Source organism: Streptomyces sp. NPDC001920, assembly GCF_053594495.1.
This window is the reverse complement of record NZ_JBSFEP010000012.1, coordinates 257,875-283,106: the sequence shown is the minus strand read 5'-3', so window position 1 is coordinate 283,106 and position 25,232 is coordinate 257,875. Positions and strand designations below refer to the sequence as shown.

Sequence of the window (25,232 nt, the reverse complement as noted above, 5' to 3'; positions counted from 1 at the left end):
CTACCAGCGGGCACGCGGAGTTGACCAGATCAGGCCTGCGTCAGCTCCGCCACCAGCTCGTCCGCCGCACGGTAGGGGTCCAGTTCCCCGGCGGTGATCTTCTCCGCGAGGGCACCGAGCCGTCGGTCGCCGTGCAGGTCGGCGATGCGTTCCCGCAGGGCGGTGACGGCGATGGTCTCCACCTCGCGGGCGGCGCGGGCCCGGCGGCGCTCGGCGAGGACACCGCGCTCCTCCATCCAGGCCCGGTGCTTCTCCAGCGCTTCCAGCACCTCGTCGACGCCCTCGCCGCGCGCGGCGACCGTCTTGACGATGGGCGGGCGCCAGTCGCCGGGGCCGCGGGACTCGCCTAGGCCGAGCATGTGGTTGAGCTCGCGGGCGGTGGCGTCGGCGCCGTCGCGGTCGGCCTTGTTGACGACGTACACGTCGCCGATCTCCAGGATGCCCGCCTTCGCGGCCTGGATGCCGTCGCCCATACCGGGGGCGAGGAGGACGACGGAGGTGTCGGCCTGGGAGGCGATCTCGACCTCCGACTGGCCGACGCCGACCGTCTCGACCAGGACCACGTCGCAGCCGGCCGCGTCCAGGACGCGGATCGCCTGCGGGGCGGCCCAGGCCAGGCCGCCGAGGTGGCCCCGGGTGGCCATCGAGCGGATGTAGACGCCGGGGTCGGAGGCGTGCTCCGACATCCGCACCCGGTCGCCGAGCAGGGCGCCGCCCGAGAAGGGCGAGGACGGGTCGACGGCCAGGACGCCGACCCGCTTGCCCTGCTTCCGGTACGCCGTCACCAGGGCGGACGTGGACGTCGACTTGCCCACGCCCGGGGATCCCGTCAGCCCTACGACGTACGCGTTGCCCGTCAGCGGGGCCAGCGCCGCCATGACCTCCCGCAGCTGCGGGGACGCCCCCTCCACCAGGGAGATCAGCCGGGCCACGGCCCGCGGCCGGCCTTCCCTGGCCTGGGCCACCAGGGTGGAGACGTCCTGCATCACAGCTCCGTTCGCGAAAGAGGTCCTACTGAGGAGAACTCAGGCCTTGGGTACCCGCACGATCAGCGCGTCACCCTGGCCGCCGCCACCGCACAGGGCGGCCGCGCCGACGCCGCCGCCGCGCCGCTTCAGCTCCAGGGCCAGGTGCAGGACGAGCCGCGCACCGGACATACCGATCGGGTGACCCAGGGCGATGGCTCCGCCGTTGACGTTCACCTTTTCCGGGGACACTCCGAGGTCCTTCATCGACTGCACCGCGACGGCGGCGAAGGCCTCGTTGATCTCGATCAGGTCGAGGTCGGAGACCTCCAGGCCCTCCTTCTTCAGGGCGTGCTGGATGGCGTTGGAGGGCTGGGACTGCAGCGAGTTGTCCGGGCCCGCCACATTGCCGTGCGCGCCGATCTCCGCGATCCAGTCCAGGCCGAGTTCCTGTGCCTTGGCCTTGCTCATCACGACCACGGCCGCCGCGCCGTCGGAGATCTGCGACGAGGAGCCGGCCGTGATGGTGCCGTCCTTGGAGAACGCCGGACGCAGCTTGCCCAGCGACTCCGCGGTGGTGTCCCCGCGGATGCCCTCGTCCTTGCTGAACAGGACCGGGTCGCCCTTGCGCTGGGGGATCTCGACCGGGGTGATCTCGGCCTCGAAGATGCCGTTCTTCTGCGCGGCGGCGGCCCGCTGGTGGGACAGGGCGGCGATCTCGTCCTGCTCCGGACGGGCGATACCGAGGCGCGTGTTGTGCTTCTCCGTCGACTCGCCCATGGCGATGTTCTCGAAGGAGTCGGTCAGGCCGTCGTACGCCATGGCGTCGATCATCTGCACCGCGCCGTACTTGAAGCCCTCGCGGGACTTCGGCAGCAGGTGGGGGGCGTTGGTCATGGACTCCTGGCCGCCCGCGACGATCACGTCGAACTCGCCGGCGCGGATCAGCTGGTCCGCGAGCGCGATCGCGTCGAGGCCCGACAGGCAGACCTTGTTGATGGTGAGCGCCGGGACGTTCATCGGGATGCCGGCCTTGACGGCGGCCTGGCGCGCCGGGATCTGCCCCGCCCCGGCCTGGAGCACCTGGCCCATGATCACGTACTGCACCTGGTCGCCCCCGATCCCCGCACGGTCGAGGGCGGCCTTGATCGCGAAGCCGCCGAGGTCGGCTCCGGAGAAGGACTTCAGCGAGCCGAGCAGTCGTCCCATCGGGGTGCGGGCACCCGCCACGATGACGGACGTCGCGCCGTTTTCAGAAGACATGAGGTGCGATCCCCTTCCAGCTTGTACAGCCGAGGAGTGAACGAGGGTTTACTTCGAATGTACTGAGTGGCACTCCGTGCCGTCACCGGGCCGTCGGTGTGATCGCGCGCACGTTGCGTAACCATCCCCGGAGCGCTCCACTGAATCCATGCTGACGCGAATCGACCACATCGGAATCGCTTGTTTCGATCTCGACAAGACCGTCGAGTTCTACCGGTCCACGTACGGCTTCGAAGTCTTCCACTCCGAGGTCAACGAGGAGCAGGGCGTGCGCGAGGCCATGCTCAAGATCAACGACACCTCCGACGGCGGCGCCTCCTACCTGCAGCTTCTCGAGCCGACCCGCCCGGACTCCACCGTCGCGAAGTGGCTCGACAAGAACGGCGAGGGCGTCCACCACATCGCTTTCGGTACGGCGGACGTCGACGGCGACGCGGACGACATCCGCTCCAAGGGCGTACGCGTGCTGTACGAAGAGCCCCGGCGCGGCTCCATGGGGTCACGAATCACCTTCCTGCACCCCAAGGATTGCCACGGTGTACTGACAGAACTGGTCACTTCGGCGCCCGTTGAGTCACCTGAGCACTGACCCTCGTACATATGGGCCGGTAGGGTTGGGGGCGGTCGCCGCTCACTCCAGGGTGACCCGGCCCCTCCGTCCCGCGGAGGGACCGTCCGGGGTCCGGGTTTCGGGGGACGAGGGTCGGGGCGACAGCCCGTGCTCCGCCGTTGATCTGACACCATTCCCCGGGGGCCCCGTTCGGCGGATGGACGGTGCCCGTATGGAGAGACTTGCGACCAGGGGACGGATGGGACCGCGCAGTGCGGGGCTACGAACGCCAGGAGCGAGAGCCGGCGGCTGACGTCGACCACCTCTCTCGGTTCGAGGCCGAGATGGATCGGCTGAAGACCGAGCGGGAGAAGGCGATCCAGCACGCCGAGGACCTCGGCTACCAGGTCGAGGTGCTGCGCGCCAAGTTGCACGAGGCGCGGCGCACCATCATGTCCCGGCCGGCCTTCGACGGCGGTGACATCGGCTATCAGGCCGAGCAGTTGCTGCGCAACGCCCAGATCCAGGCCGACCAGCTGCGCCAGGAGGCGGAGCGGGAGCTGAGCCAGGCCCGCGCGCAGACCCAGCGCATCCTGCAGGAGCACGCCGAGCAGGCGGCCCGGCTCCAGGCCGAGCTGCACCAGGAGGCGGTCACGCGCCGCCAGCAGCTGGACCAGGAGCTGGCCGAGCGCCGGCAGACCGTCGAGTCGCACGTCAACGAGAACGTCGCCTGGGCGGAGCAGCTGCGGGCCCGCAGCGAGCAGCAGGCCCGCCGGCTCCTGGACGAGTCCCGCGCCGAGGCCGAGCAGGCCATGGCCGCCGCGCGCGCCGAGGCCGAGCGGCTCGCCACCGAGGCCCGCCAGCGCCTGACGAGCGCGGCCGAGGAGGCACGCGCGGAGGCCGACCAGATCCTGCGCCGCGCCCGTACGGACGCCGAGCGGCTGCTCAACGCCGCCTCCACCCAGGCCCAGGAGGCCACCGACCACGCCGAGCAGCTGCGCAGCTCCACCGCCTCCGAGTCGGACGCCGCCCGCCGCCAGGCCACCGAGCTCAGCCGGGCCGCCGAGCAGCGCATGGCTCAGGCCGAGGAGGCCCTGCGCAAGGCGCAGTCCGAGGCCGAGAAGCTGGTCGCCGAGGCCAAGGCGGCCGCCGAGAAGACGCTCGCGGGCGCCGAGTCGGCCAACGAGCAGCGGATGCGTACCGCGAAGGAGCAGGTCGCCCGGCTGGTCGAGGAGGCCACCAAGGAGGCCGAGAACACCAAGGCCGACGCCGAGCAGGTCATCTCCGACGCCCGTGCCGAGGCCGAGAAGCTGCTCGCCGAGGCCACCGAGAAGGCCCGCACGATCACCGCCGAGGAGAGCGCCACCCAGCTCTCCAAGGCGGCCAAGACGGCCGAGGACGTCCTCAACAAGGCGCAGGAGGACGCCCAGAACACCACCAAGGCGGCGGCCGAGGAGGCCGAGCGGATCCGCAAGGAGGCCGAGGCCGAGGCGGACCGGCTGCGCGCCGAGGCGCACGACATCGCCGAGCAGCTCAAGGGCGCCGCGAAGGACGACACCAAGGAGTACCGCGCCAAGACGGTCGAGCTGCAGGAGGAGGCCCGCCGGCTGCGCGGCGAGGCCGAGCAGCTGCGCTCCGAGGCGGTCGCCGAGGGCGAGAAGATCCGCGCGGAGGCCCGCAAGGAGGCCGTCCAGCAGATCGAGGAGGCGGCCAAGACCGCCGAGGAGCTGCTCAGCAAGGCGAAGGCCGACGCGGACGAACTGCGCCAGAAGGCCACGGCGGACAGCGAGAAGGTCCGCACCGAGGCCATCGAGCGGGCGACGACGCTGCGCCGCCAGGCCGAGGAGACCCTCCAGCGCACCCGTCAGGAGGCCGAGCGGCACCGCGAGGAGGTCGTCGAGCAGGCCGAGGGCATCAGGTCCGACGCCGAGCGCGCCGCCCGGGAGCTGCACGAGGAGACCGAGCGCGCCATAGAGGCCCGCAGCAGCGAGGCCGCCGAGGAGCTGACCCGGCTTCAGGCCGAGGCGGAGCAGCGGCTCGCCTCCGCCGAGCAGGCGCTCACCGACGCCCGCGAGGAGGCCGCCCGCATCCGGCGCGAGGCCGCCGAGGAGACCGACCGGCTGCGCACCGAGGCCGCCGAGCGGATCCGCACGCTGCAGCAGCAGGCCGAGGAGGAGGCCGACCGGCTGCGTACCGAGGCCGCGGCGGACGCGTCCGCCTCCCGCGCCGAGGGCGAGGCCGTCGCCGTACGTCTGCGGTCCGAGGCCGCGGCCGAGGCCGAGCGGCTGAAGGCGGAGGCGCAGGACACCGCCGACCGGGTCCGTGCGGAGGCGCAGGCCGCCGCCGAGCGGCTCGCCGCGGAGGCGTCCGAGACGCTGGCCGCCGCCCAGGAGGAGGCCGCCCGGCGCCGCCGCGAGGCCGAGGAACTCCTCGGTTCCGCACGTCAGGAGGCCGACCAGGAGCGCGAGCGGGCCCGCGAGCAGAGCGAGGAGCTGCTGGCCTCCGCCCGCAAGCGGGTCGAGGAGGCGCAGACCGAGGCGGTGCGGCTGGTCGAGGAGGCCGACCGGCGCGCCACCGAGATGGTGTCGGCGGCCGAGCAGCACGCCCAGCAGGTCCGCGACTCCGTGTCCGGGCTGCACGAGCAGGCCCAGGAGGAGATCGCCGGGCTGCGCAGCGCCGCCGAGCACGCGGCGGACCGTACCCGCCGGGAGGCCGAGGAGGAGGCGGACCGGGTCCGCACCGACGCCTACGCCGAGCGGGAGCGGGCCAGCGAGGACGCGGGCCGCGTCCGGCGCGAGGCGAACGAGGAGGCCGCGGCCGCCAAGTCCCTCGCCGAGCGCACCATGGCCGAGGCCATCGCCGAGGCGGAGCGGCTGCGGTCGGACGCCGGCGAGTACGCCCAGCGGATCCGCACCGAGGCGTCCGACAAGATCGCCGAGGCCGACCAGGCCGCGTCGCGCACCCGGGCGGACGCCCGCGAGGACGCCAACCGGATCCGGTCGGACGCGGCGACCCAGGCCGACACCCTCATCACCGAGGCACGCAACGAGGCGGAGCGGCTCCAGGCGGAGACCGTCGCGGAGGCCGACCGGGTGCGCGCCGAGGCGCTCGCCAAGGCGGAGAAGCTGGTCGGGGACGCCACGTCGGAGGCGGAGCGGCTGCGTGCCGAGGCCGCCGAGACCGTGGGGTCGGCCCAGCAGCACGCCGAGCGGATCCGCAGCGAGTCCGAGCGGGTCAAGGCCGAGGCGGCGGCTCAGGCCGAGCGGTTGGTCGCCGCCGCGCGCGAGGAGGCCGAGCACACCCTCGACGAGGCACGCAAGGACGCCAACAAGCGGCGCTCTGAGGCGGCCGAGCAGGTCGACAAGCTCATCACGGAGACCACGGCCGAGGCCGACAAGCTGCTCACCGAGGCGCAGGCGCAGGCCCACAAGACGACCGCGGACGCCGAGGCACAGGCCGACACCATGGTGGGCGCCGCCCGCAAGGAGGCCGACCGGCTGGTGTCCGAGGCGACGGTCGAGGGGAACTCGCGCGTGGAGAAGGCCCGGACGGACGCGGACGAGCTGCTCGTCGGCGCCCGCCGGGACGCCACCGCCATCCGGGAGCGCGCCGAGGAGCTGCGTGAGCGCCTCACCAGCGAGATCGAGGAGCTGCACGAGCGGGCCCGTCGCGAGGCCGCCGAGACGATGAAGTCGGCCGGGGACCGCTGCGACTCCCTCATCACGGCCGCCGAGGAGCAGCTGGCCAAGGCGCAGGCGAAGGCCAAGGAGATCGTCTCGGAGGCCAACTCCGAGGCGGGCAAGGTCCGTATCGCCGCCGTGAAGAAGGCCGAGGGGCTGCTGAAGGAGGCCGAGCAGAAGCGGTCCACGCTCATCAAGGAGGCCGAGGAGCTCAAGGCCGAGGCGATCCGCGAGGCCAGGCGCACGGTCGAGGAGGGCAAGCGGGAGCTGGAGGTCCTGGTCCGTCGCCGCGAGGACATCAACGCCGAGATCTCCCGGGTCCAGGACGTCCTGGAGGCGCTGGAGTCCTTCGAGGCGCCGTCGGCGGGCAAGGACGGCGGGGTCAAGGCCGGTGCGACGGTGGGGGCACCCCGATCGGGTGGCAAGTCGTCAGACGGCTAGCGCGGCGAGCGGGTTCCGGTGTCTCCTGGGGCCTTTGACCAAGTTTTTGGCAAGCCGTCCGGCGGTTAGCCACTCAAAAGGGGTCTCATTCTCCAGATCAAACACGTATCCGCTCGATGACACACCGCTTCGGCCCCTAGGATTCCACTTATCACCTCACCGGTCTCATTCGACAGGAACCCCATGAGCGACACTTCCCCCTACGGCTTCGAGCTTGTGCGGCGTGGGTACGACCGCGCTCAGGTGGACGAACGGATCTCCAAGCTCGTCTCCGACCGTGACAGCGCTCTCGCCCGCATCACCGCTCTGGAAAAGCGCATCGAGGAGCTCCACCTCGAAACGCAGAACGCCCAGGCCGCCGTGACCGACGCCGAGCCGTCGTACGCGGGTCTCGGCGCGCGTGTCGAGAAGATCCTCCGCCTCGCCGAGGAAGAGGCCAAGGATCTGCGCGAGGAGGCCCGCCGCGCCGCCGAGCAGCACCGCGAGCTCGCCGAGTCGGCGGCCCAGCAGGTTCGCAACGACGCAGAATCGTTCGCTGCGGAGCGCAAGGCCAAGGCCGAGGACGAGGGCGTCCGCATCGTCGAGAAGGCCAAGAGTGACGCGTCCCAGCTGCGCGCCGAGGCCCAGAAGGACGCGCAGTCCAAGCGCGAGGAGGCCGACGCCCTCTTCGAGGAGACCCGCGCCAAGGCCGCGCAGGCCGCCGCCGACTTCGAGACGAACCTGGCCAAGCGCCGCGAGCAGTCCGAGCGCGACCTGGCCTCGCGTCAGGCCAAGGCCGAGAAGCGTCTCGCCGAGATCGAGCACCGCGCCGAGCAGCTGCGTCTGGAGGCCGAGAAGCTGCGCACCGACGCCGAGCGCCGCGCCCGCCAGACGGTGGAGACGGCCCAGCGTCAGGCCGAGGACATCGTGGCCGACGCCAACGCGAAGGCCGACCGGATCCGTTCGGAATCCGAGCGCGAGCTGGCCGCCCTCACCAACCGCCGCGACAGCATCAACGCCCAGCTGACGAACGTGCGCGAGATGCTCGCCACGCTCACGGGCGCCGCGGTGGCCGCCGCCGGCTCACCGGCCGAGGACGAGCCCATCTCCCGGGGTGTTCCGGCGCAGCAGTCCCGGTAACGCCTCGGCGTCCGGAGACTGAAACCTCCGCAAAGCCCTCTGCCGCTGGGGTGGCAGAGGGCTTTGTGCCGTTTTAGCGTGGGCGGCATGATCGAGCTCGAGGGACTGACCAAGCGTTACGGGGAGAAGGTCGCGGTCAACAACCTCACCTTCACCGTCAGACCGGGCATGGTCACGGGCTTCCTCGGGCCCAACGGCGCGGGCAAGTCGACGACCATGCGGATGATCCTCGGCCTGGACCACCCCACCGCCGGGAACGTCCGGATCGACGGAAAGCGCTACGACCGGCTCAAGGACCCGCTGACGTACATCGGCGCGCTGCTGGAGGCCAAGGCCTGGCACGGCGGGCGCAGCGCCTACAACCATCTGCTGTGCCTGGCGCAGAGCAACGGCATCCCGAAGCGGCGTGTGGCCGAGGTACTGGAGACGGTGGGGCTCACCGCGGTCGCGAGGAAGAAGACCAAGGGCTTCTCGATGGGCATGGGGCAGCGGCTCGGCATCGCGGGCGCGCTGCTCGGCGATCCGCGGATCCTGATGTTCGACGAGCCGGTCAACGGCCTCGACCCCGAGGGCATCCACTGGATCCGCAATCTGATGAAGTCGCTTGCCGCGCAGGGCCGTACGGTCTTCGTCTCCTCGCACCTGATGAGCGAGATGGCACTGACCGCCGACCACCTCGTCGTCATCGGACAGGGCCGGCTGCTGGCCGACACCACCATGGCCGACTTCATCGAGCGCAACTCCAGGTCGTACGTCCGGGTCCGCACCCCGCAGCGGGAACGGCTGCTGGACGTGCTGCAGACGGCCGGGATCACGGCCGTGGAGACGGGCAACGGCGCACTGGAGGTGGACGGCGGCAAGGCGGAGCAGATCGGGGAGCTGGCGGCGCGGCACGGGGTCGTGCTGCATGAGCTGAGCCCGCAGCAGGCATCGTTGGAGGAGGCGTTCATGCAGCTGACCGCGGAGTCGGTGGAGTACCACGCGCACACCGGGGCGCCGCCCGCGCCGCAGCAGCCGTGGGGTGAGGGCTGGAGGAGGAGCTGATCATGGCAGCCACCCAGATCATCCGCTCCGAGTGGACCAAGATCCGGTCCGTGGCCTCCACCGTGTGGACGCTGTCCCTCGCCGTGGTGGTGACCATCGCCCTCGGCATGCTGATCTCGATCCTGTCGAGGAACGAGTTCGACTCCATGAGCGAGCGGGACAGGCTCTCCTTCGATCCGACGTTCATCAGCTTCGCCGGGATGAGCCTGGGTCAGCTCGCGATGATCGTGTTCGGGGTGCTGGTCGTCTCGAACGAGTACAGCACCGGCATGATCCGCACCTCGCTGGCCGCCGTGCCGCAGCGCGGCACCTTCCTGTTCAGCAAGATCGCGGTGGCGACCGGCCTCGCGCTGGTCGTCGGCATGGCCACCAGCTTCGTCGCCTTCTTCCTCGGGCAGGCGATGCTGGGCGAGCACCGGGCGCAGATCGGTGATCCCGGTGTGCTGCGCGCGGTGATCGGCGGCGGTCTCTACATGACCCTGATCGCGATGTTCTCGATGGGTGTCGCCGCGATGCTGCGCTCGCCGATGCTGTCGCTGGGCATCCTGATGCCGTTCTTCTTCCTGGTGTCCAACATCCTCGGCAACGTCTCGGCCACCGAGAAGATCGGCCGGTATCTGCCCGACCAGGCGGGCAGCAAGATCATGCAGGTGGTCACCCCGGTCGACGACGAGACTCCGTACGGCCCCTGGGGCGGGCTGGGCATCATGGTGCTCTGGGTGATCGCGGCGCTCGCGGGCGGATACGTCACGCTACGGAAACGGGACGCGTAGCCAGGGGCCGGCGTGGGCGAGGTTTTACTTCCCCTTGAGTGGAACCGTCAGCGCCTCGATATCCTCCTAACCCTTACGGGGGCGTGTGCCCCGCTGTCCTGATTCTTTCGATGGGTGCGGAGCATGATCGAAGCAGTCGGCCTGACCAAGCGCTACGGCGACAAGACCGCTGTGTACAACCTGTCCTTCCAGGTGCGGCCCGGTGCCGTCACCGGCTTTTTGGGCCCCAACGGCTCGGGCAAGTCGACGACGATGCGAATGATCCTCGGCCTGGACAACCCGAGCGCGGGTCATGTGACCATCGGCGGCTACCCGTACCGCAAGCTGCCCAACGCCCCTCGCCAGGTCGGCGCCCTGCTCGACGCCAAGGCCGTGCACGGCGGCCGGGCGGCGCGCAACCACCTGCTGTGCCTGGCCCAGCTCTCCGGCATCCCGGCCCGGCGGGTGGACGAGGTGCTGGGGGTGGTCGGTCTCCAGGAGGTGGCGCGCAAGCGCTCCAAGGGCTTCTCGCTCGGCATGGGCCAGCGGCTCGGCATCGCGGCCGCGCTGCTGGGCGACCCGCAGGTGCTGCTGTTCGACGAGCCGGTCAACGGTCTCGACCCCGAGGGCATCCTCTGGGTGCGGAACCTGATGAAGTCGCTGGCGGCCGAGGGCCGCACCGTCTTCGTCTCCAGCCACCTGATGAGCGAGATGGCGCTGACCGCCGACCATCTGATCGTCATCGGCCGCGGGCAGCTGCTCGCCGACATGAGCGTCAGGGACTTCATCGCGGCGAACTCCGCCGGGTTCGCCCGGGTCCGGACCCCCGACACCGAGCCGCAGCTGCGCGAGAAGCTGGCCGGCGCGCTGGCCGAGGCGGGTGGCCACGTGCTGCCCGAGCAGGACGGCGCGCTGCGGGTGACCGGGCTGCCGCTCCCCCGCATCAGCGACATCGCGCACGACACGGACGTACGGCTGTGGGAGCTGTCGCCGCACCAGGCCTCCCTGGAGGAGGCGTACATGCGGATGACGCAGGGCGCGGTCGACTACCGCTCGTCCATCGACCAGAAGGAAGGGCTCCAGCAGCCGCTGCCGCCGGGGGCCGCGCCGCCGATGCCGGTGCCGGGGCAGGGCCAGCCCGGCTGGTACGCCCCGCCGCCGCCCCAGCAGGGCGGGCAGCCGTTCGCCCCGCCGCAGGGAGCGCCGCAGGGGCCGTACGGCGCCCCGGCCGCGCCCGGCGCGGATACGCCCAACCCGTACGCGCAGGCCGCCCCCCAGGCGCCCCAGGACCAGCCGCCGGCGCAGACACCCGCGCCCCAGGCCGTCGCCGCGCCCCCGCAGCCGCCCGCCCAGCCGCCTGCCGCCCCGCCCGCCCCCGCCGCCCCGACCAAGCCCGAGGACGCCCGATGAGCACGCCCCAGCCTCCGATGCCGCAGACCGCCGCACCGAACTGGCAGGCGGCGCCCGGCTCGTCGTACCCCACCTACACCTCGCCGATCCCGGTCGTGCGCACGCACCTCGGGCACGCGATCGCCTCCGAGTGGACGAAGATCCGGTCGGTGCGCTCCACGATGTGGACGCTCGGTGTGTTCGTGCTGCTCGTCGTCGGCATCGGCCTGGCGGCGGCGGCACTGGTCGCCGCCAACTCCCCGGAGGGCGGCATGGGCGGTGAGAACCCGCTGGCGCTCGGCTTCTTCGGGCTGCTGCTCGGCAGCATGTGCATCATCACGCTCGGCGTGCTGACCACGGCGTCGGAGTACGGCACCGGCATGATCCGCACCACGATGACCGCGTGCCCGAACCGGGTGCGGGTGCTGGCCGCGAAGGCGATCGTGTTCTTCGTGGTCGCGTTCGTGGTGACGCTGGCGTCGGCTCTCCTCGTCGCCCTGGCGGGCGTGTCCATCCTGGACGACGCGCGCGAGCCCACCGGTTCCGAGTGGCTGAAGGGCACGGTGGGCATCTCGCTCTACATCGCGCTGCTGGGCCTGCTCTCGCTCGTCGTGGGCTCGATCATCCGGCACTCGGCGGGCGCGATCACGATCATGATCGGCGTGCTGCTGGCCCCGATGGTCATCGCCCTGTTCATGTTCTCGGAGTCGCTCAAGCACATTCAGGAGGCCCTGCTGGAGTACTCCATCCCGAACCAGCTCAGCGTCTTCTACTCGCAGTCCCTGTCCGACTCCGGCCCGTCGGGCTGGGATCCGCTGTGGATCATGCTCGGCGTGACGGCCGCCGCGTTCGCCGGCGCCTACGCGCTGCTGGAGAAGCGGGACGTGTGAGCCCGCGGGACTTTGCGGACACGACCTAGAACCTCGGCGCGTTACGGGACCGCTGCACCCGCGTGGTGCGGCGGTCCTTCGCGTTCCAGCACGCCTTGTGCCAGTGGCGGCGGTCGTCGACGCCCGCGTGGGCCGGCCAGGCGACGACGTGCGGGACGCCGTCCGGGATCAGCTGGTCGCAGCCCGGGCAGCGGTACGCCTTGCCCTGCGCGCTGGCGCCGGCCACATGCCGTACGTTCCAGTCCTCGCCGTCCCAGCTCTCCGAGGACTGGAAGCCGCCGTAGCGGCCGGAACGGTCGTCGTCGGCGCTGCGTCCGGGCGAGGCAGACCCGTTCGGGGCCTTGGGTCGGTTGCGACGCGGGGACACGGAACACCTCACGGGGCTATACAGGATGCACGGGTCATGTCCAGCCTACGCGGCGGGGACAGGGGTAGTCGTACGGCACCAACCCCCACAAGTCCCTCACTCCGGCGTTCATTCTGCAGACAATCCGCAAATCTCTTCGCCAGGCCGTGTCCTCGGCACGTGTCAGACGGTTATGCCCGGTGGGGGAGCTCCGCGTCGGAGCCAAGGAAGCAGGAAAAAGCAATGCGCGTAGGAAGTTTCGTGTTGGCGGCCCGGTTCCCGGGGCAGGGCGACGGGGAGGCGCTGCACCGCGCGGTCCGCTCCGCCGAGGTCGCCGAGGAAGCGGGGCTCGACACGGTCTGGCTGGCCGAACACCACTTCGTGCCCTACGGCACCTGTCCGTCCGCGATCACCCTGGCAGCGCTCCTGCTGGGCCGCACCAGTCGACTGCGGGTCGGCACGGCGGTCACCGTGCTGCCCACCGCCCACCCGGTGGCCGTCGGCGAACAGGCGGCGCTGCTGCATGTCGCTTCCGGCGGGCGGTTCTCGCTGGGCGTCGGGCGCGGTGGGCCCTGGGTCGATCTGGAGGTGTTCGGCTCAGGTCTTGAGGCGTACGAGGAGGGGTTCCCGGAATCACTCGATCTGCTGGTGCGCTGGCTGCGTGAACCGGCGGTCGCGGCGGCGGGCGAGCGGTTCAGCTTCCGCGAAGTCCCCGTCGTGCCGAGGCCGTCGGAGTGCCTCTCGGAGGTCGAGGGGCCGGAGGTGGTCGTCGCCTGCACCTCGCCGTCGAGCGTCCGCCTGGCGGCCGAGCGCGGGCTGCCGATGCTGCTGGGGATGCACGTGGGCGACGAGGAGAAGGCCGAGATGGTCGCCCTGTGGCGGGAGCACGCCCGGGCCTCCGGCAGGCCCGCGGAGGAGATCCTGGGCGCGGCCCATGTCTCGGCCGGCGTCTGCCAGATCGCGGACCGGCGCACGGACGCGGTCGAGGCCCTGACGAAGGCGATGCCGGGCTGGCTCCGGCAGGGCCTGGAGGCCCATGTCACGGTGGACGGCCGCCGACGCGCGATGCGCGACCCGCTGGCGTACACCGAACTGCTGTGCGGACTGCACCCGGTGGGCACCCCGCGCCTGTGCGCCGACCGGCTGGCGGCCACCAGCGAACGGACCGGTATCTCCCGTTTCGCTCTGCTCGTCGAGGGCACGGGCGACCTGGCGGCGACCGAGGAGAACGTACGGCGACTGGGCGCCGAGGTGCTCCCGCAGCTCGACCGATGACCGGGCCGGGCCGAAGTGCCCGGCGTGCCAGAGGGCTTGCCGCCCCGTACTGAATGCACCTCCCGCGTAGGGAGCGGCAAGCAAACGGCTCTGCGTCAGCAGTCCCTGAACTCCGGAGACTGGTTCAGCAGCTGACTGCGGACCGAGGTGAAGCGGGCCAGCGTCTCGTCGACCGAGGCGTCCAGCGGGAACACCGCAACCCGGTGGCAGTTCTGGAAGGCCAGTCGCACCCCGAAGTGCCGCTGCAGCGCGCCGCGTATCGCGTCACTCGCAAGTGCACGCAGCAGCTGGCCACGTGCCTGCTCGTCCGGCGGGGGCGTCTGGTTGTCGGCGAACTGACCGCCGTCCACCTTCAGCTGAGCCACCAGGGAGCTGATCATCTCCCATGCATAGGGCAGGGAGGTCCGGACGCAGTCGACGAATTCGGCTTCGTCGACCTCGCCTCGCTCGGCCTTCTCGAGTAGGGCCGGTGAGACGTCGAGCGACATGGGTTCTCCTCTCGCACCCCCGCAGCAGCAGGGGTTGCCGGACAGATGAGGGAGACCGCGATGCCGGACACTGTGCGTACACACCTCGCGACCTCCCGTTTAATACGGTAGGCAACGGACGGTGACCGCACCAGGAGAATGCGTACATGGACGGTCCTCGTTAGGCGCACAATCGGCCAGAAATGAACAGGGGCAGTCCGGGGTCATACGGACTCCCCCAGGGCGAATCGCGTCCGCCTGGGCCCGTCGAGTAGCGTTGCCGACCATGCGTCTCGTCATTGCCCGATGCTCCGTCGACTACGCGGGCCGGCTCACCGCCCACCTGCCCTCGGCGCCCCGTCTGATCCTGGTCAAGGCGGACGGCAGCGTCTCGATCCACGCCGACGACCGGGCCTACAAGCCCCTGAACTGGATGTCGCCGCCCTGCACCCTGAAGGAGGGGGACGGCGAGCAGAAGGACGTCTGGACGGTCACCAACAAGGCGGGCGAGAAGCTCATCATCACCATGGAGGAGGTCCTGCACGATTCCTCGCACGAACTCGGCGTGGATCCTGGCCTGATCAAGGACGGCGTGGAAGCGCACCTCCAGGAGCTCCTCGCCGACCGCATCGAAACGCTGGGCGAGGGCTACACGCTCATCCGCCGCGAGTACATGACGGCGATCGGGCCGGTCGACATCCTGTGCCGGGACGCCGAGGGCCGGACGGTCGCGGTGGAGATCAAGCGCCGGGGCGAGATCGACGGCGTGGAGCAACTCACGCGCTATCTGGAGCTGCTGAACCGCGATCCCCATCTCGCGCCGGTCCGAGGCATCTTCGCGGCCCAGGAGATCAAGCCGCAGGCACGGGTCCTGGCGACGGACCGGGGCATCGGCTGCCAGGTGCTGGACTACGACGCGCTGCGGGGCATCGAGGACGACAAGCTGCGGTTGTTCTGAGCGTCCGGGAGCAGTACCACGCCGGCTTCCCCGCGCGAACGGTTCCACGACGACAGGGCCGGGTCCGTGTGACGGACCCGGCCCTGTCGTCGTGATCGGCGCGTCAGATCACGGCGTCCGGGCCGCTGCTCGACGTGCCCGCATCGGTGCTCTGCGGGGCACTCGCGGACGTGGTGGTCTCCGCCGGGCTGGACGGGGCCGGGCCGCTGGCCGACGTCGAGGTGGACGGCGGGTCGGTCGGCGTGTCCGTCGGATCGTCCGTGGGGTCGTCCGTCGGACCCGTCGGATCGTCGGTGGGCTCGTCGGTCGGGTCGTCCGTCGGGTCCGTCGGATCGTCCGTCGGCCTGGTGGGATCGTCCGTCGGCCTGGTGGAGCCGCCGGTCGGCTTCGTCGGATCGCCGGTCGGCCTGGTGGGACCGCCGGTCGGCTTGGTCGGTTCGTCCGACGGCTTCCCCGACTCGGTCGGCGTCGGATCGTCCGACGTGCCGAGCGTGCCGTCGGGCCCCGGATCCGTCGGCCGGCTGGTCGCCGTGCCGGTGTCACCGGAGCTCCGCCCGTCGTCGCCCTCCGCCTGGTCGGCGCCGAGGCTGTCGTCACCGATGTCCTGGCTCGCGGACGGGTTCACGCCGACCCGGTCGGCCGGGGTGTCGGGGTCGTTGTCGGACGTCGCGCCGAGCGTCACCACGGTGCCGAGCACGGCCACGAGCAGCGCGCCCGCGCCGGCCGCGACGAGGTTGCGCCGGGCGAAACTCCGCACGCCGCCCCGGCCCTTGTGCGAGGCCGCCGAGGACGTCGAGGGCCCGGCCGGCGAGGCGAGATGCGTGACCAGCGTCGCGTCGTCCCCGCCCGAGGGGAACGCGGCCGGCACGCCTCCCGGCGGCGACTGCGACTCCTCGTACCGCGCGTCCGGCACCTCCTCCCCCGCGGTCGCGCCGAACGCGGCCACGCCCGGCGTCGTACCGGAGCGGTCCGAGACCAGTGCGAGGGCGCGGCGGCCCGCGACCGTGCCGCGCTTGTCGGCGAGGGCACCGCGCAGGCCGATGGAGGTCTCCAGCTCGGCACGGGCCCGGTCCAGCCGGCCGCGGCAGAGCGCGAGGACACCCAACTCGTGGTGGAAGTAGGCCTGCTCCGCGACGTCACCGGCCAGCCGGGCGGCCTCGGCGCCGGCCCGCAGCGCACGCCCCCAGGCGCTCCAGTGCAGCCCCGCGGCGAACGCGGGCGCGGCCGTGCGGGCCAGTTGCACGGTCGGGCTGTCCTCGCCCTCGGCGGGCGGTGTCGTGGCCGGCACCAGCACGCCGAGCGCGGCGATGACGGCGTCGGCCTCGATGCAGACGCGCTCCGGCGTGACCGAAGGGTGGCCGGCCCACCAGGTGTAGTGCCTGGCCGCGGTGAGGGCGTTGTCCTGGTGGTCCTCGCCGTATCCCGCGGCCTCCAGCTGGGCCTGGACCCCGGCGGCCAGCCGGTAGTGGGCGCCGACCGGCGTGACCAGCCCGCAGTCGGCCAGCTCGCCGAGCGCGGCGTCCGCGTGGGTGTCGCCGACCAGCGCCGGCAGATGGGCCTGGTGCGGCACCTCGCCGCCGAGCGCGACGGCGAACCTCAGGGTGGCGCGGGCCGAGGCGCTGAGCCGCGAGGCGAGCAGTGCCGCGGGCCCGGCCGCCTCGCCGACCGACGGCAGCGGCACGTCGTCGCGGGGGTCCTCGGGCGGCCCGCCGAAGGGCGCGTCGACCGGCGGTTCGTCCTCGAAGACCCCGAACTCGTCGACGGCGTCCGCACCGGCCCGCAGCCGGTCCCGCTGCCGCAGCAGCGCTCCGGCCTGGACGAACCTGAGCGGCAGGCCCTCCGACTCGAACCACAGGTCGCCGGCCCAGTTCGCCTCGTCCTCGGTCAGGGCCCGGCCGACCTGGCGCTCCAGCAGCTCCACGCTGTCGGGCCGGTCGAGACCGCCGAGGCCGACGTCCTCGATGCCGGACTCGGCGGACGGCGCGGGCACGTCGGGCGTGGCGCCGATCAGGAAGGCGCACTCGGGGGTCGCGTCGAGCAGCTCGTCCAGCGCGGCACCGCCGAACTCGATGTCGTCCAGGACGACGACCGCACCGATCTCACGGACGCGGGCCAGCAGTTCGTCCTGATCCGGGCGGTGCAGGGGCGCGCCGTACACGGCGTGGAAGAGGTCGTACAGCAGATCGTCGGTGGTGCGGTGGAAGCCGATGAGGCGGACCACGCCGTCGGGCGCGAGGTCCGCGCAGTCCTCGGCGACGAGGTCGAGGAGGCTGGTGCGGCCGGCGCCGCGGGAGCCGACGAGGCGTACGGAGCGGCCGCGGGCGAGCAGTCGTACCAGTTGTTCGCGCTCGTCCTGGCGGGCCAGGAGCGGCTGGGCGGGCCGGGCCGGGCCGGCCGGCACGGGGGGTCTGGCGGCGCGCTGGGCCTCGGCGCGTTCGGCCGGGGACAGTTTCTCGGACCGGGACGGCCGCTCCGCCGGCGGGCAGACCTCTATCTCGCTGCCGTCGACGGGGTTGACGGTGAGCAGGAGGTCGCCCGAGACCAGCTGCACCGTGCGGGCCGGTGCGGGCGCGTGGTGACCGTAGTCGGTGGCGAGGGGGTCCCTGGGCGGGCGCTGACGCGACGTGGTGCCGTCGCCGTCATGGCCGTACTCCTCGGGCCCCCGGTTGTTCGGGTCCATAGGTTCCAAGCCCCCCAAAAGCGTCGTGTGCCGTTTGCGGCCCCTCCCGGCCTTTGCACACCGCGCTGTCGCTTCTGGTCCGGGCCCGCTCGAAGGGTTTGTCTGGACAGCGGGCAGCCGAACCCTAAACCTTCGCACAGTATCTACGACAGTTCGGGGTACCGCGCCGTCCGAGACATCACAGTCTCGTGAGGATTGCGCGTGACGTGCGCTTCGCAACCGGAACGCCCGGCTGTCACGCCCCACCCGTGCCGGGCGTCACACCCGGGGCAGGGACTCCACCCCGATGCCGCCCTCGATCGCCAGGATCCGGTGCAGCCGGGTGGCCACCAGCAGGCGCTGCATCTGCGGCGGTACGCCGCGCAGCACCAGACGCCGGCCGCAGCGGCCGGCCCGCCGGTGAGCACCCATGATCACCCCGAGTCCGGTGGCGTCCCAGAACTCCAGCTCGGACAGGTCGAGCACCAGATCGCCGACTCCGTCGTCGACGGCCGAGTGCAGGACCGTACGGGCGTCCGCCGCGCTGCGGACGTCGAGGCGCCCCCCGACGACCAGTTCGGCGTGGTCGCCCCTGATGTGCATATGCGCTCCCCAAGCGTGCGTTTGTGCTCCGCGATGTGTCTGTGCCTGTGTTTGCTCTGAGTCTTCGCTGCGGCCGGTGATGCAACCTCTGACTGCGTTGAGCGGTCAGAGGTTGCCGTCTGTGAGCGAACCGATACCGAATTCACCCCATCGCGTGACACGCCTCGGGGGCTCGGGGGATTTACGAAAGCTCAGTAGCTGTAGAAGCCTTGCCCGCTCTTGCGGCCGATGTCACCCGCGTCCACCATCCGGCGCATCAGCTCCGGCGGGGCGAACTTCTCGTCCTGGGACTCGGTGTAGATGTTGCTGGTGGCGTGCAGCAGGATGTCGACGCCGGTGAGGTCGGCCGTGGCGAGCGGGCCCATGGCGTGGCCGAAGCCCAGCTTGCAGGCGAGGTCGATGTCCTCGGCGGTGGCGACCCCGGACTCGTAGAGCTTGGTGGCCTCGACGACGAGGGCCGAGATGAGGCGGGTCGTCACGAACCCGGCGACGTCCCGGTTGACCACGATGCAGGTCTTGCCGACGGACTCGGCGAACTCCCGCGCGGTGGCGAGGGTTTCGTCGCTCGTCTTGTAGCCGCGCACCAGCTCGACGAGCTGCATCATCGGCACCGGCGAGAAGAAGTGCACGCCGACGACCCGTTCGGGGCGCTCGGTGGCCGCCGCGATCTTGGTGATCGGGATGGCGGAGGTGTTGGAGGCGAGCACGGTGTCCTCGCGCACGATCTTGTCGAGCGCGCGGAAGATCTCGTGCTTGACCTCAAGCTTCTCGAATACGGCCTCGACGACGACGTCCGCGTCGGCGGCGGCGTCCAGGTCGGTGGTCGCGGTGATCCGGGCGAGGGCGGCGTCGGCGTCGTGCGCCTCCAGCTTGCCCTTGCTGACGAACTTGTCGTACGAGGCCTTGATGCCGTCGGTGCCGCGCCTCAGGGCCTCGTCGGTGACATCACGCAGAACGACGTCCCAGCCCGCCTGAGCGGAGACCTGGGCGATCCCGGAACCCATCAAGCCGGCGCCGATGACGGCAAGCTTCCGTGCCACTGTTGCGACTCCCCTTAGAAACGCCTTACACCCTGTTGAGGTTGCTCTTCGGCGGACCTTAGCGGGCACGGGGCACTGTGTGACCGGTTAGTAACGCGAGTCACGTCTCATCTGACGGACATCACACCGGCACGGCTCATTGCGCGCCTCGGACGGCGTAGTTGAGCACCTTCTCGCTCAACAGCTCCTCGATGTCGTCGAGAAGCACCAGAACCTCACGGGACACTTCGTCCGGATTGCGCCTCTTGAGCATCTCGCGGCCGACGGTGACGAAGACGGTCTGGTGGGTCCAGGAGATCTGACCGGCGATCAGTCCGGGCAGCGGGTCGCCGTCGGCGGCGCCGGCCTCCTCGCGCAGGGTGGCTTCGAGATGGTCGTGGATCTCCTGCTGCAGGCTCCACAGCCGGGAGCGCAACGGCGGCGCCTCCTGGATGACACGCATGAAGCGGTCGTAGCCCTCCATGAGGCCGATGCGCGGCGAGACCGCCTCGGCCTCGGCGCGCAGCTCGCGCAGCACGGCCCGGGCGGCCGACTCCCCCTCGTCCCGGCCCCGCACCCAGCGGGAGAGCTGCTCGACGACACCGGCGGAGCGGTCGAAGAAGAGGTCCTCCTTCGCGGGGAAGTAGTTGTAGACGGTGTTCACGGAGACGTCGGCGGCCTCCGCCACCTCCGCGATCGTCACCGTCACGAAGCCGTGCTCCAGGAACAGCCCGGTGGCGATGTCCGAGATCCGCTGCCTCGTCTCGCGCTTCTTGCGTTCCCTGAGCCCCTCAGCCATGGCTGCATCCTAGCTTTGGTGGGCTCATTGAAACTTTGGGGTCATTGCAAAATTTAAGAGACTCTGTTTTTCTGAGGCCATGCCCCTCATCAGCGCGGCCGGACTGGCCCGTACCTTCCAGACCAAGCTCGGCCCGGTTCAGGCCGTGCGCGGCATCGACCTGACCGTCCGGGAAGCGGAGATCCTCGGCTTCCTCGGCCCGAACGGGGCGGGCAAGACGACGACCCTGCGGATGCTCACGACCGCGCTGGCCCCCACCGCGGGCACGGCCACCGTGGCGGGCCACGATCTCGCGACCGACCCCGCCGGGGTGCGGCGGGCATGCGGGTACGTGGCCCAGTCGGGCGGCGTCGATCCGCAGATCACCGTGCGGGAGGAACTGGTCACCCAGGGCCGCCTGTACCGCCTGACCAGGACGCAGGCCGCCGAGCGCGCCGAGGAGTTGGCCGCCGAGCTTGCCCTCACCGGCCTCCTCGACCGCAAGGCCGGGGCGCTCTCGGGCGGCCAGCGGCGTCGCCTCGACATCGCGATGGCGCTCACGCACCGCCCGAAGGTGCTGTTCCTCGACGAGCCGACGACCGGCCTCGACCCCGGCAGCCGCGCCGACCTGTGGGACCTGGTCCGCCGACTGCGCGACGAGCACGGCACGACCGTCTTCCTGACCACCCACTACTTGGACGAGGCCGACGCCCTCTCCGACCGCCTGGTGATCGTCGACAAGGGCGTGGTCGTGGCGGAGGGCACGCCGAGCGCGCTGAAGCTGGAGTACGCAGGCTCGATCGACGCCTCGCTCCAGGACACCTTCCTCGCCGTCACCGGCCGCGGCCCCGCCCCCGCCGACACCGCCCCCGTAGCCGTATAGGACCCCGCATCATGCTGCTCCAGGACACGGCCCTCATCTACGGCCGCTACCTCCGCCAGTCCCTGCGCTCCCGCTTCGCCCTGCTCTTCGGCGTGCTGATGCCGCTGCTGTACCTGCTCTTCTTCGGCCCCCTGCTGACCGACCTGCCGCTCGGCGGGCGCGGCAGCTCCTGGCAGGTCCTCGTCCCCGGACTGCTGCTCCAACTCGGCCTGTTCGGCGCTTCCTTCGCCGGCTTCTCGATCATCATCGAGAAGGGTCACGGCGTGGTGGAGCGCATGCGCGTGACGCCGGTCAGCCGGCTGGCCCTGCTCCTGGGCCGGGTACTGCGCGACGCCACCGTCTTCGTCTTCCAGGCCGTGCTGCTGGTGCTGGCGGCACTTCTCATGGGCCTCAGGGCTCCGCTGCCCGGCGTGCTGATCGGCTTCGCGTTCGTGGCGCTGCTGACGGTGTCGCTGGCCTCGCTGTCGTACGCACTCGCCATGAAGGTCCGCACCCCGCAGGAGTTCGGCCCGGCGGTCAACGCCATGACGATGCCGATGATGCTGCTGTCCGGCCTGATGCTCCCGATGACGCTGGGGCCGGCGTGGCTGGACGTCCTGTCCCACTTCGTACCGTTCCGCTATCTCGTGGACGCGGTGCGGGACGCGTATGTGGGCTCGTACGCGACGGCGCACATGCTGTACGGCGTCCTGGTGGCCGTCGCCTTCACCGCGCTGGCCGTGACAGTGGGCACACGCGTGTTCCGAACGGCCGCGGCGTAACTACGCTGACCTCATGGTCAATCTGACGCGCATCTACACCAGGACCGGCGACCAGGGCACCACCGCCCTCGGCGACATGAGCCGGGTCGCCAAGACCGACCTGCGGATCTCGGCCTACGCCGACGCCAACGAGGCGAACGCCGCGCTCGGGACGGCGATCGCGCTGGGCAACCTGGACGAGGAGATCGTCACGGTCCTCACCCGCGTGCAGAACGACCTGTTCGACGTGGGGGCGGACCTGTCGACGCCGGTGGTGGAGAACCCGCAGTTCCCGCCGCTGAGGGTCGAGCAGTTCTACATCGACAAGCTGGAAGCGGACTGCGACCGCTTCCTGGAGGGCCTGGAGAAGCTGCGCTCCTTCATCCTGCCCGGCGGCACCCCGGGCGCCGCCCTCCTGCACCAGGCCTGCACGGTCGTACGCCGGGCCGAGCGGTCGACGTGGGCGGCACTGGAGGTCCACGGCGAGACGATGAACCCCCTGACCGCGACCTACCTGAACCGCTTGTCCGACCTCCTGTTCATCCTGGCCAGGACGGCGAACAAGGAGGTCGGGGACGTGCTGTGGGTGCCGGGCGGGGAGCGCTAGGTCCTGCTGCGCGCCGCCTGCCACAGGCCGGAGGCGACCAGTGCGCCGCCCACGCACATCATCACGACACCGACGGACGTGAGGGTGACGACGGGGACCCTCACGTCGTCGGCGAACAGCCGCAGCACCAGGCCGGCCACAAAGGTGACGGCGCCTTCGGCCAGGTTCCCGCGCGCCCTGCTCGTGCTCATCGGCGAACGCTCTCCTTCCGGGCCGGGGCGGTGTCCTTCCCGCCCTCGGGTTTGCGCGGCCAGATCAGGTACGACAGCGTGATCAGGCCGTGGATGCCGGCCGCCCGCCAGGCCACGTAGCGCCAGCTCTCCAGGGAGGTGACACGGCTCGGGTCGTCGACGTACCAGATGGCGAGCTGGAGGAGCACGGTCGCGACGGCGGCGCCCGCCACCGAGCCCAGCCAGACCTTGCCCTCGTGGCGTGCCCGGGCCATGCCGTAGCGCGGGGGCTTCAGCGGGGGCGGGGCGCCGCCGAACCGGTGGGCCGCGTGGCCGTCGAGCCACTTCACGGTGCGATGACCGTGTCCGACGGTGTAGCCGATGTACAGCGCGGCCAGGCCGTGCGTCCAGTTCGGCTCGGCGCCGTTGCGCAGGTCCAGAGCGGTGGCGACCAGCAGGACCAGCTCCAGCAGCGGCTCGCACAGCAGCAGCACCAGCCCGGTACGCGGCATGCGCAGCACGTAGCGGAAGGCCAGCCCGGCGGCCAGCAGCACCCAGAAGCCGATCTCGCAGGCGGCGATCAAGGCGACGATCACGGTTCGCTCCTCTCGTTCACCCTTCAAGGCTCCCGGCCCGGGCGGCCGGAATCGTCGTCGCCACTGACGAACCCGCGGTACATCGAAGGATGCAGTCAGGGACCCTCCGCGAGGATCAGGCGCCGGGCGCGGGGGCCGTGTTGGATGGTGGACATGGCCGTCTCGTTCCCCCGCCCCCGCCGCTTCGACGTCTGCGTCGCGTTCGGCGGTCTGCTGGGCGGGCTGACGTTGTGGGGTCTCGGCCTGGGCACCCGTCCGAGCACCGAGGTGTACGTGCTGCTGCCGGGCCGCTGGGCGGTCCTGGTACCGCTCCTGGTCCTGACCGGCTGCGAGCTGCTGCGCCGCACAGCCCCGCGCGTCGCCCTGTTGATCGGCACCGGCGCGATCTTCATGGACCTCGTCACGCAGGGCAACCTGGTCACGGTCCTGATGTACACCGACCTCTTGTACTCGGCCGTCCTCTACGGCCCGCCCGCCTCGGCGCACCGCATCCCGCGGATCACCGGGCTGCTCTCGGTGGCCGGAGCCGTGGTGCCGTTCGCGGTGTGGCGCGAACCCGAGGCGCTGCTGATCGGCGTGGTCACCGGCCTCGTGGCCTTCGGGCCCGCGGCGACCGGCCTGATCGTCCGCAACCACCGCGACGCCGCCGACGCCGCCCGCCTGCGCGCCGAGCAGACCGCGCTGCTGGCCGAGATGGACCGCGCCCAGGCCATCACCTCGGAACGCGCCCGGATGGCCCGCGAGTTGCACGACATGGTGGCCAACCACCTCTCCGCGATCGCCATCCACTCCACGGCCGCGCTCTCCCTCGACGAGCCGAAGACCTCGCGGGAGGCGCTGTCCGTCATCCGCGAGAACAGCGTGGAGGGACTCGCGGAGATGCGCCGGCTCATCGGCATCCTGCGCGACTCCAGCGGCGACACCGAGCCCGTCGCCGCCCCCACCCTCGACGGACTCGGCGCCCTGGTCGACGGCGCCCGCACCAACGGCCTCGACGTGGCCCTGGACATCGCGTACGACACCGTGCCCGCCCCGGTCGAGCTCGCCGCGTACAGGATCGTGCAGGAGTCCTTGACCAACGCCCTCAAGCACGCCTCCCCCGGCCGGGTCACGGTCGCGCTCGCCCAGCGGGACGGTCTGCTCACCGTCACCGTGGTGAGCCCCTTCGGTGACCGCGACGGACCACGCGCTCCCGGCTCCGGCGCCGGACTCGTCGGGATGCGCGAGCGGGTCGCGCTGCTGGGCGGCGCCTTCGAGGCCGGCCCCGTCGAAAGCCCCGAGTCCGGCGGCGGCAAGATCTGGATCGTACGCGCCACGCTTCCCGTGTCCGAAGGAGACAGCCAATGATCCGCGTCCTGGTCGCCGAGGACCAGTCCGCCGTCCGCGCGGGGCTCGTCCTCATCCTGCGCAGTGCGTCCGACATCGAGGTGGTCGGCGAGGCGGCGGACGGTGAGCAGGCGGTGGCCATGGCGCGTGAGCTGCGGCCGGACCTGGTGCTGATGGACGTACAGATGCCGCGTCTGGACGGGGTGTCGGCGACCCGGCAGGTCGTCGCCGAACAGTTGGCGGACGTCCTCGTGCTCACCACGTTCGACCTCGACGAGTACGTGTTCGGGGCGCTGCGGGCCGGGGCCGCGGGGTTCCTGCTGAAGAACACGGACGCGAAGGACCTGATCGAGGCCGTCCGGACGGTGGCACGCGGGGAGGGGCTCATCGCCCCGGCCGTCACCCGGCGCCTGATCGCCGAGTTCGGCGCGAGACCCGTACGGGAGTCGAAGGCGGACCCGGCCGTCCTGGACGCCCTCACGCGCCGCGAGCGCGAGGTGCTGGCCTGCCTGGGCGAGGGCCTGTCCAACGCCGAGCTCGCGGTGCGGCTCGACATGGCGGAGGCGACGGTGAAGACGCACGTCAGCAGGGTGCTGGGCAAGCTGGAGCTGCGCAGCCGGGTGCAAGCGGCTGTACTGGCACAGGAGTTGGGGCTACGGCAGGGCGAAGCCGGGCGCGGCGGGGCCTGAACGGACAAGTGGTCCAGACCTAT

The 25,232-nt window shown here is 71.4% G+C and carries 24 protein-coding genes; 14 read left to right on the top strand and 10 right to left on the bottom strand.

The features are described from left to right. Positions 1-29: 29 nt before the first annotated feature. Both meaB and ACWCPI_RS22365 read right to left on the bottom strand, forming a co-directional pair. Complete coding sequence (gene meaB, locus ACWCPI_RS22370; protein ID WP_451039751.1) at positions 30-986, bottom strand: methylmalonyl Co-A mutase-associated GTPase MeaB; 957 nt, start codon at positions 984-986, stop codon at positions 30-32. 39 nt (positions 987-1,025) lie between these two features. After that, positions 1,026-2,228, bottom strand: a complete 1,203-nt coding sequence (locus ACWCPI_RS22365; protein WP_451039750.1) for an acetyl-CoA C-acetyltransferase — start codon at positions 2,226-2,228, stop codon at positions 1,026-1,028. 148 nt (positions 2,229-2,376) lie between these two features. On the opposite strand from ACWCPI_RS22365, the gene mce reads away from it, so the two are divergent. The 7 genes from mce (at position 2,377) to ACWCPI_RS22330 (ending at position 12,093) form a co-directional block, all read left to right on the top strand. Then, positions 2,377-2,817 carry a methylmalonyl-CoA epimerase gene (gene mce, locus ACWCPI_RS22360; protein WP_451039749.1) on the top strand — a complete coding sequence of 147 codons (441 nt, stop codon included), beginning with the start codon at positions 2,377-2,379 and terminating at the stop codon, positions 2,815-2,817. A gap of 233 nt (positions 2,818-3,050) precedes the next feature. Further along, positions 3,051-6,899: a polarized growth protein Scy gene (scy, locus tag ACWCPI_RS22355; protein ID WP_451039801.1), complete on the top strand. Its 3,849-nt coding sequence runs from the start codon at positions 3,051-3,053 to the stop codon at positions 6,897-6,899. 183 nt (positions 6,900-7,082) lie between these two features. Further along, positions 7,083-8,018: a coiled-coil domain-containing protein gene (locus tag ACWCPI_RS22350; protein ID WP_381347630.1), complete on the top strand. Its 936-nt coding sequence runs from the start codon at positions 7,083-7,085 to the stop codon at positions 8,016-8,018. 87 nt (positions 8,019-8,105) lie between these two features. Continuing rightward, positions 8,106-9,062, top strand: coding sequence for an ABC transporter ATP-binding protein (locus ACWCPI_RS22345; protein WP_451039748.1), 957 nt, complete (start codon positions 8,106-8,108; stop codon positions 9,060-9,062). Positions 9,063-9,064: 2 nt separating this feature from the next. Continuing rightward, positions 9,065-9,835: an ABC transporter permease gene (locus ACWCPI_RS22340; protein ID WP_451039747.1), complete on the top strand. Its 771-nt coding sequence runs from the start codon at positions 9,065-9,067 to the stop codon at positions 9,833-9,835. A gap of 123 nt (positions 9,836-9,958) precedes the next feature. Then, the gene (locus tag ACWCPI_RS22335) at positions 9,959-11,224 is read left to right on the top strand and encodes an ATP-binding cassette domain-containing protein (protein ID WP_451039746.1); all 1,266 of its coding nucleotides are present in this window, start codon (positions 9,959-9,961) and stop codon (positions 11,222-11,224) included. Next, positions 11,221-12,093 (top strand): ABC transporter permease subunit, encoded by an 873-nt coding sequence (locus ACWCPI_RS22330; RefSeq protein ID WP_451039745.1) that lies wholly within the window; start codon positions 11,221-11,223, stop codon positions 12,091-12,093. Before ACWCPI_RS22335 ends, ACWCPI_RS22330 begins: the two co-directional genes overlap by 4 nt. A gap of 25 nt (positions 12,094-12,118) precedes the next feature. On the opposite strand, the gene ACWCPI_RS22325 is transcribed toward ACWCPI_RS22330, so the two are convergent. Beyond that, a complete protein-coding gene (locus ACWCPI_RS22325; protein WP_451039744.1) occupies positions 12,119-12,460 on the bottom strand; it encodes an ATP/GTP-binding protein in 342 nt (113 codons plus the stop codon). A gap of 222 nt (positions 12,461-12,682) precedes the next feature. On the opposite strand from ACWCPI_RS22325, the gene ACWCPI_RS22320 reads away from it, so the two are divergent. After that, entirely contained in the window at positions 12,683-13,714 is a 1,032-nt protein-coding gene (locus ACWCPI_RS22320) for an LLM class flavin-dependent oxidoreductase (protein WP_451039743.1), read from the top strand. Positions 13,715-13,809: 95 nt separating this feature from the next. Here the strand turns inward: ACWCPI_RS22320 and ACWCPI_RS22315 are convergent, their stop codons facing one another. Beyond that, on the bottom strand, positions 13,810-14,202 hold the full coding sequence (locus ACWCPI_RS22315) for an SCO5389 family protein (protein WP_451039742.1): 393 nt from the start codon (positions 14,200-14,202) through the stop codon (positions 13,810-13,812). A 265-nt stretch (positions 14,203-14,467) separates the two neighbouring features. Between ACWCPI_RS22315 and nucS the strand changes: the two genes are divergently transcribed. Next, positions 14,468-15,139 (top strand): endonuclease NucS, encoded by a 672-nt coding sequence (gene nucS / locus ACWCPI_RS22310; protein WP_356581894.1) that lies wholly within the window; start codon positions 14,468-14,470, stop codon positions 15,137-15,139. Between the two features lie 103 nt (positions 15,140-15,242). Here nucS and ACWCPI_RS22305 read toward each other — a convergent pair whose 3' ends face one another. The 4 genes from ACWCPI_RS22305 to ACWCPI_RS22290 form a co-directional block, all read right to left on the bottom strand. Continuing rightward, a complete protein-coding gene (locus tag ACWCPI_RS22305; RefSeq protein ID WP_451039741.1) occupies positions 15,243-17,819 on the bottom strand; it encodes an ATP-binding protein in 2,577 nt (858 codons plus the stop codon). 258 nt (positions 17,820-18,077) lie between these two features. Next, a complete protein-coding gene (locus ACWCPI_RS22300) occupies positions 18,078-18,401 on the bottom strand; it encodes an STAS domain-containing protein (protein ID WP_019760944.1) in 324 nt (107 codons plus the stop codon). A gap of 191 nt (positions 18,402-18,592) precedes the next feature. Further along, the gene (locus ACWCPI_RS22295; RefSeq protein WP_451039740.1) at positions 18,593-19,441 is read right to left on the bottom strand and encodes a 3-hydroxyacyl-CoA dehydrogenase family protein; all 849 of its coding nucleotides are present in this window, start codon (positions 19,439-19,441) and stop codon (positions 18,593-18,595) included. 136 nt (positions 19,442-19,577) lie between these two features. After that, positions 19,578-20,219, bottom strand: coding sequence for a TetR/AcrR family transcriptional regulator (locus ACWCPI_RS22290; RefSeq protein ID WP_451039739.1), 642 nt, complete (start codon positions 20,217-20,219; stop codon positions 19,578-19,580). Between the two features lie 79 nt (positions 20,220-20,298). Here ACWCPI_RS22290 and ACWCPI_RS22285 point away from each other — a divergent pair, with 79 nt between their 5' ends. The 3 genes from ACWCPI_RS22285 to ACWCPI_RS22275 are packed head-to-tail and all read left to right on the top strand — an operon-like array spanning position 20,299 to position 22,428. After that, entirely contained in the window at positions 20,299-21,081 is a 783-nt protein-coding gene (locus ACWCPI_RS22285) for an ABC transporter ATP-binding protein (protein WP_451039738.1), read from the top strand. A gap of 11 nt (positions 21,082-21,092) precedes the next feature. Further along, positions 21,093-21,842 (top strand): ABC transporter permease, encoded by a 750-nt coding sequence (locus tag ACWCPI_RS22280; RefSeq protein WP_451039737.1) that lies wholly within the window; start codon positions 21,093-21,095, stop codon positions 21,840-21,842. A 13-nt stretch (positions 21,843-21,855) separates the two neighbouring features. Further along, positions 21,856-22,428, top strand: coding sequence for a cob(I)yrinic acid a,c-diamide adenosyltransferase (locus ACWCPI_RS22275; RefSeq protein WP_388801501.1), 573 nt, complete (start codon positions 21,856-21,858; stop codon positions 22,426-22,428). Here the strand turns inward: ACWCPI_RS22275 and ACWCPI_RS22270 are convergent. Together ACWCPI_RS22270 and ACWCPI_RS22265 are read right to left on the bottom strand one after the other, a co-directional pair. Then, complete coding sequence (locus tag ACWCPI_RS22270) at positions 22,425-22,619, bottom strand: DUF5708 family protein (RefSeq protein ID WP_451039736.1); 195 nt, start codon at positions 22,617-22,619, stop codon at positions 22,425-22,427. The two genes, ACWCPI_RS22275 and ACWCPI_RS22270, sit on opposite strands and share 4 nt — an antisense overlap. After that, positions 22,616-23,194: a hypothetical protein gene (locus ACWCPI_RS22265; RefSeq protein ID WP_451039735.1), complete on the bottom strand. Its 579-nt coding sequence runs from the start codon at positions 23,192-23,194 to the stop codon at positions 22,616-22,618. The genes ACWCPI_RS22270 and ACWCPI_RS22265 overlap by 4 nt, the downstream gene beginning before the upstream one ends. A 153-nt stretch (positions 23,195-23,347) precedes the next feature. Here ACWCPI_RS22265 and ACWCPI_RS22260 point away from each other — a divergent pair, with 153 nt between their 5' ends. After that, complete coding sequence (locus ACWCPI_RS22260) at positions 23,348-24,541, top strand: sensor histidine kinase (protein ID WP_451039734.1); 1,194 nt, start codon at positions 23,348-23,350, stop codon at positions 24,539-24,541. Beyond that, positions 24,538-25,209, top strand: coding sequence for a response regulator (locus tag ACWCPI_RS22255; protein WP_451039733.1), 672 nt, complete (start codon positions 24,538-24,540; stop codon positions 25,207-25,209). Before ACWCPI_RS22260 ends, ACWCPI_RS22255 begins: the two co-directional genes overlap by 4 nt. Positions 25,210-25,232: the final 23 nt, after the last annotated feature.

Excerpts from the sequence above, each read along its gene's own strand:
- ACWCPI_RS22320 (WP_451039743.1), top strand. The coding sequence starts at position 12,683 with ATGCGCGTAGGAAGTTTCGTGTTGGCGGCCCGGTTCCCGGGGCAGGGC.
- ACWCPI_RS22275 (WP_388801501.1), top strand. The coding sequence starts at position 21,856 with ATGGTCAATCTGACGCGCATCTACACCAGGACCGGCGACCAGGGCACC.
- ACWCPI_RS22305 (WP_451039741.1), bottom strand. The coding sequence starts at position 17,819 with ATGGACCCGAACAACCGGGGGCCCGAGGAGTACGGCCATGACGGCGAC.
- ACWCPI_RS22315 (WP_451039742.1), bottom strand. The coding sequence starts at position 14,202 with ATGTCGCTCGACGTCTCACCGGCCCTACTCGAGAAGGCCGAGCGAGGC.
- ACWCPI_RS22260 (WP_451039734.1), top strand. The coding sequence starts at position 23,348 with ATGGCCGTCTCGTTCCCCCGCCCCCGCCGCTTCGACGTCTGCGTCGCG.
- ACWCPI_RS22330 (WP_451039745.1), top strand. The coding sequence starts at position 11,221 with ATGAGCACGCCCCAGCCTCCGATGCCGCAGACCGCCGCACCGAACTGG.
- meaB (WP_451039751.1), bottom strand. The coding sequence starts at position 986 with ATGCAGGACGTCTCCACCCTGGTGGCCCAGGCCAGGGAAGGCCGGCCG.
- ACWCPI_RS22340 (WP_451039747.1), top strand. The coding sequence starts at position 9,065 with ATGGCAGCCACCCAGATCATCCGCTCCGAGTGGACCAAGATCCGGTCC.
- mce (WP_451039749.1), top strand. The coding sequence starts at position 2,377 with ATGCTGACGCGAATCGACCACATCGGAATCGCTTGTTTCGATCTCGAC.
- nucS (WP_356581894.1), top strand. The coding sequence starts at position 14,468 with ATGCGTCTCGTCATTGCCCGATGCTCCGTCGACTACGCGGGCCGGCTC.
- ACWCPI_RS22285 (WP_451039738.1), top strand. The coding sequence starts at position 20,299 with ATGCCCCTCATCAGCGCGGCCGGACTGGCCCGTACCTTCCAGACCAAG.
- ACWCPI_RS22300 (WP_019760944.1), bottom strand. The coding sequence starts at position 18,401 with ATGCACATCAGGGGCGACCACGCCGAACTGGTCGTCGGGGGGCGCCTC.
- ACWCPI_RS22270 (WP_451039736.1), bottom strand. The coding sequence starts at position 22,619 with ATGAGCACGAGCAGGGCGCGCGGGAACCTGGCCGAAGGCGCCGTCACC.
- ACWCPI_RS22335 (WP_451039746.1), top strand. The coding sequence starts at position 9,959 with ATGATCGAAGCAGTCGGCCTGACCAAGCGCTACGGCGACAAGACCGCT.
- ACWCPI_RS22280 (WP_451039737.1), top strand. The coding sequence starts at position 21,093 with ATGCTGCTCCAGGACACGGCCCTCATCTACGGCCGCTACCTCCGCCAG.
- ACWCPI_RS22345 (WP_451039748.1), top strand. The coding sequence starts at position 8,106 with ATGATCGAGCTCGAGGGACTGACCAAGCGTTACGGGGAGAAGGTCGCG.
- ACWCPI_RS22290 (WP_451039739.1), bottom strand. The coding sequence starts at position 20,219 with ATGGCTGAGGGGCTCAGGGAACGCAAGAAGCGCGAGACGAGGCAGCGG.
- ACWCPI_RS22350 (WP_381347630.1), top strand. The coding sequence starts at position 7,083 with ATGAGCGACACTTCCCCCTACGGCTTCGAGCTTGTGCGGCGTGGGTAC.
- ACWCPI_RS22255 (WP_451039733.1), top strand. The coding sequence starts at position 24,538 with ATGATCCGCGTCCTGGTCGCCGAGGACCAGTCCGCCGTCCGCGCGGGG.
- ACWCPI_RS22365 (WP_451039750.1), bottom strand. The coding sequence starts at position 2,228 with ATGTCTTCTGAAAACGGCGCGACGTCCGTCATCGTGGCGGGTGCCCGC.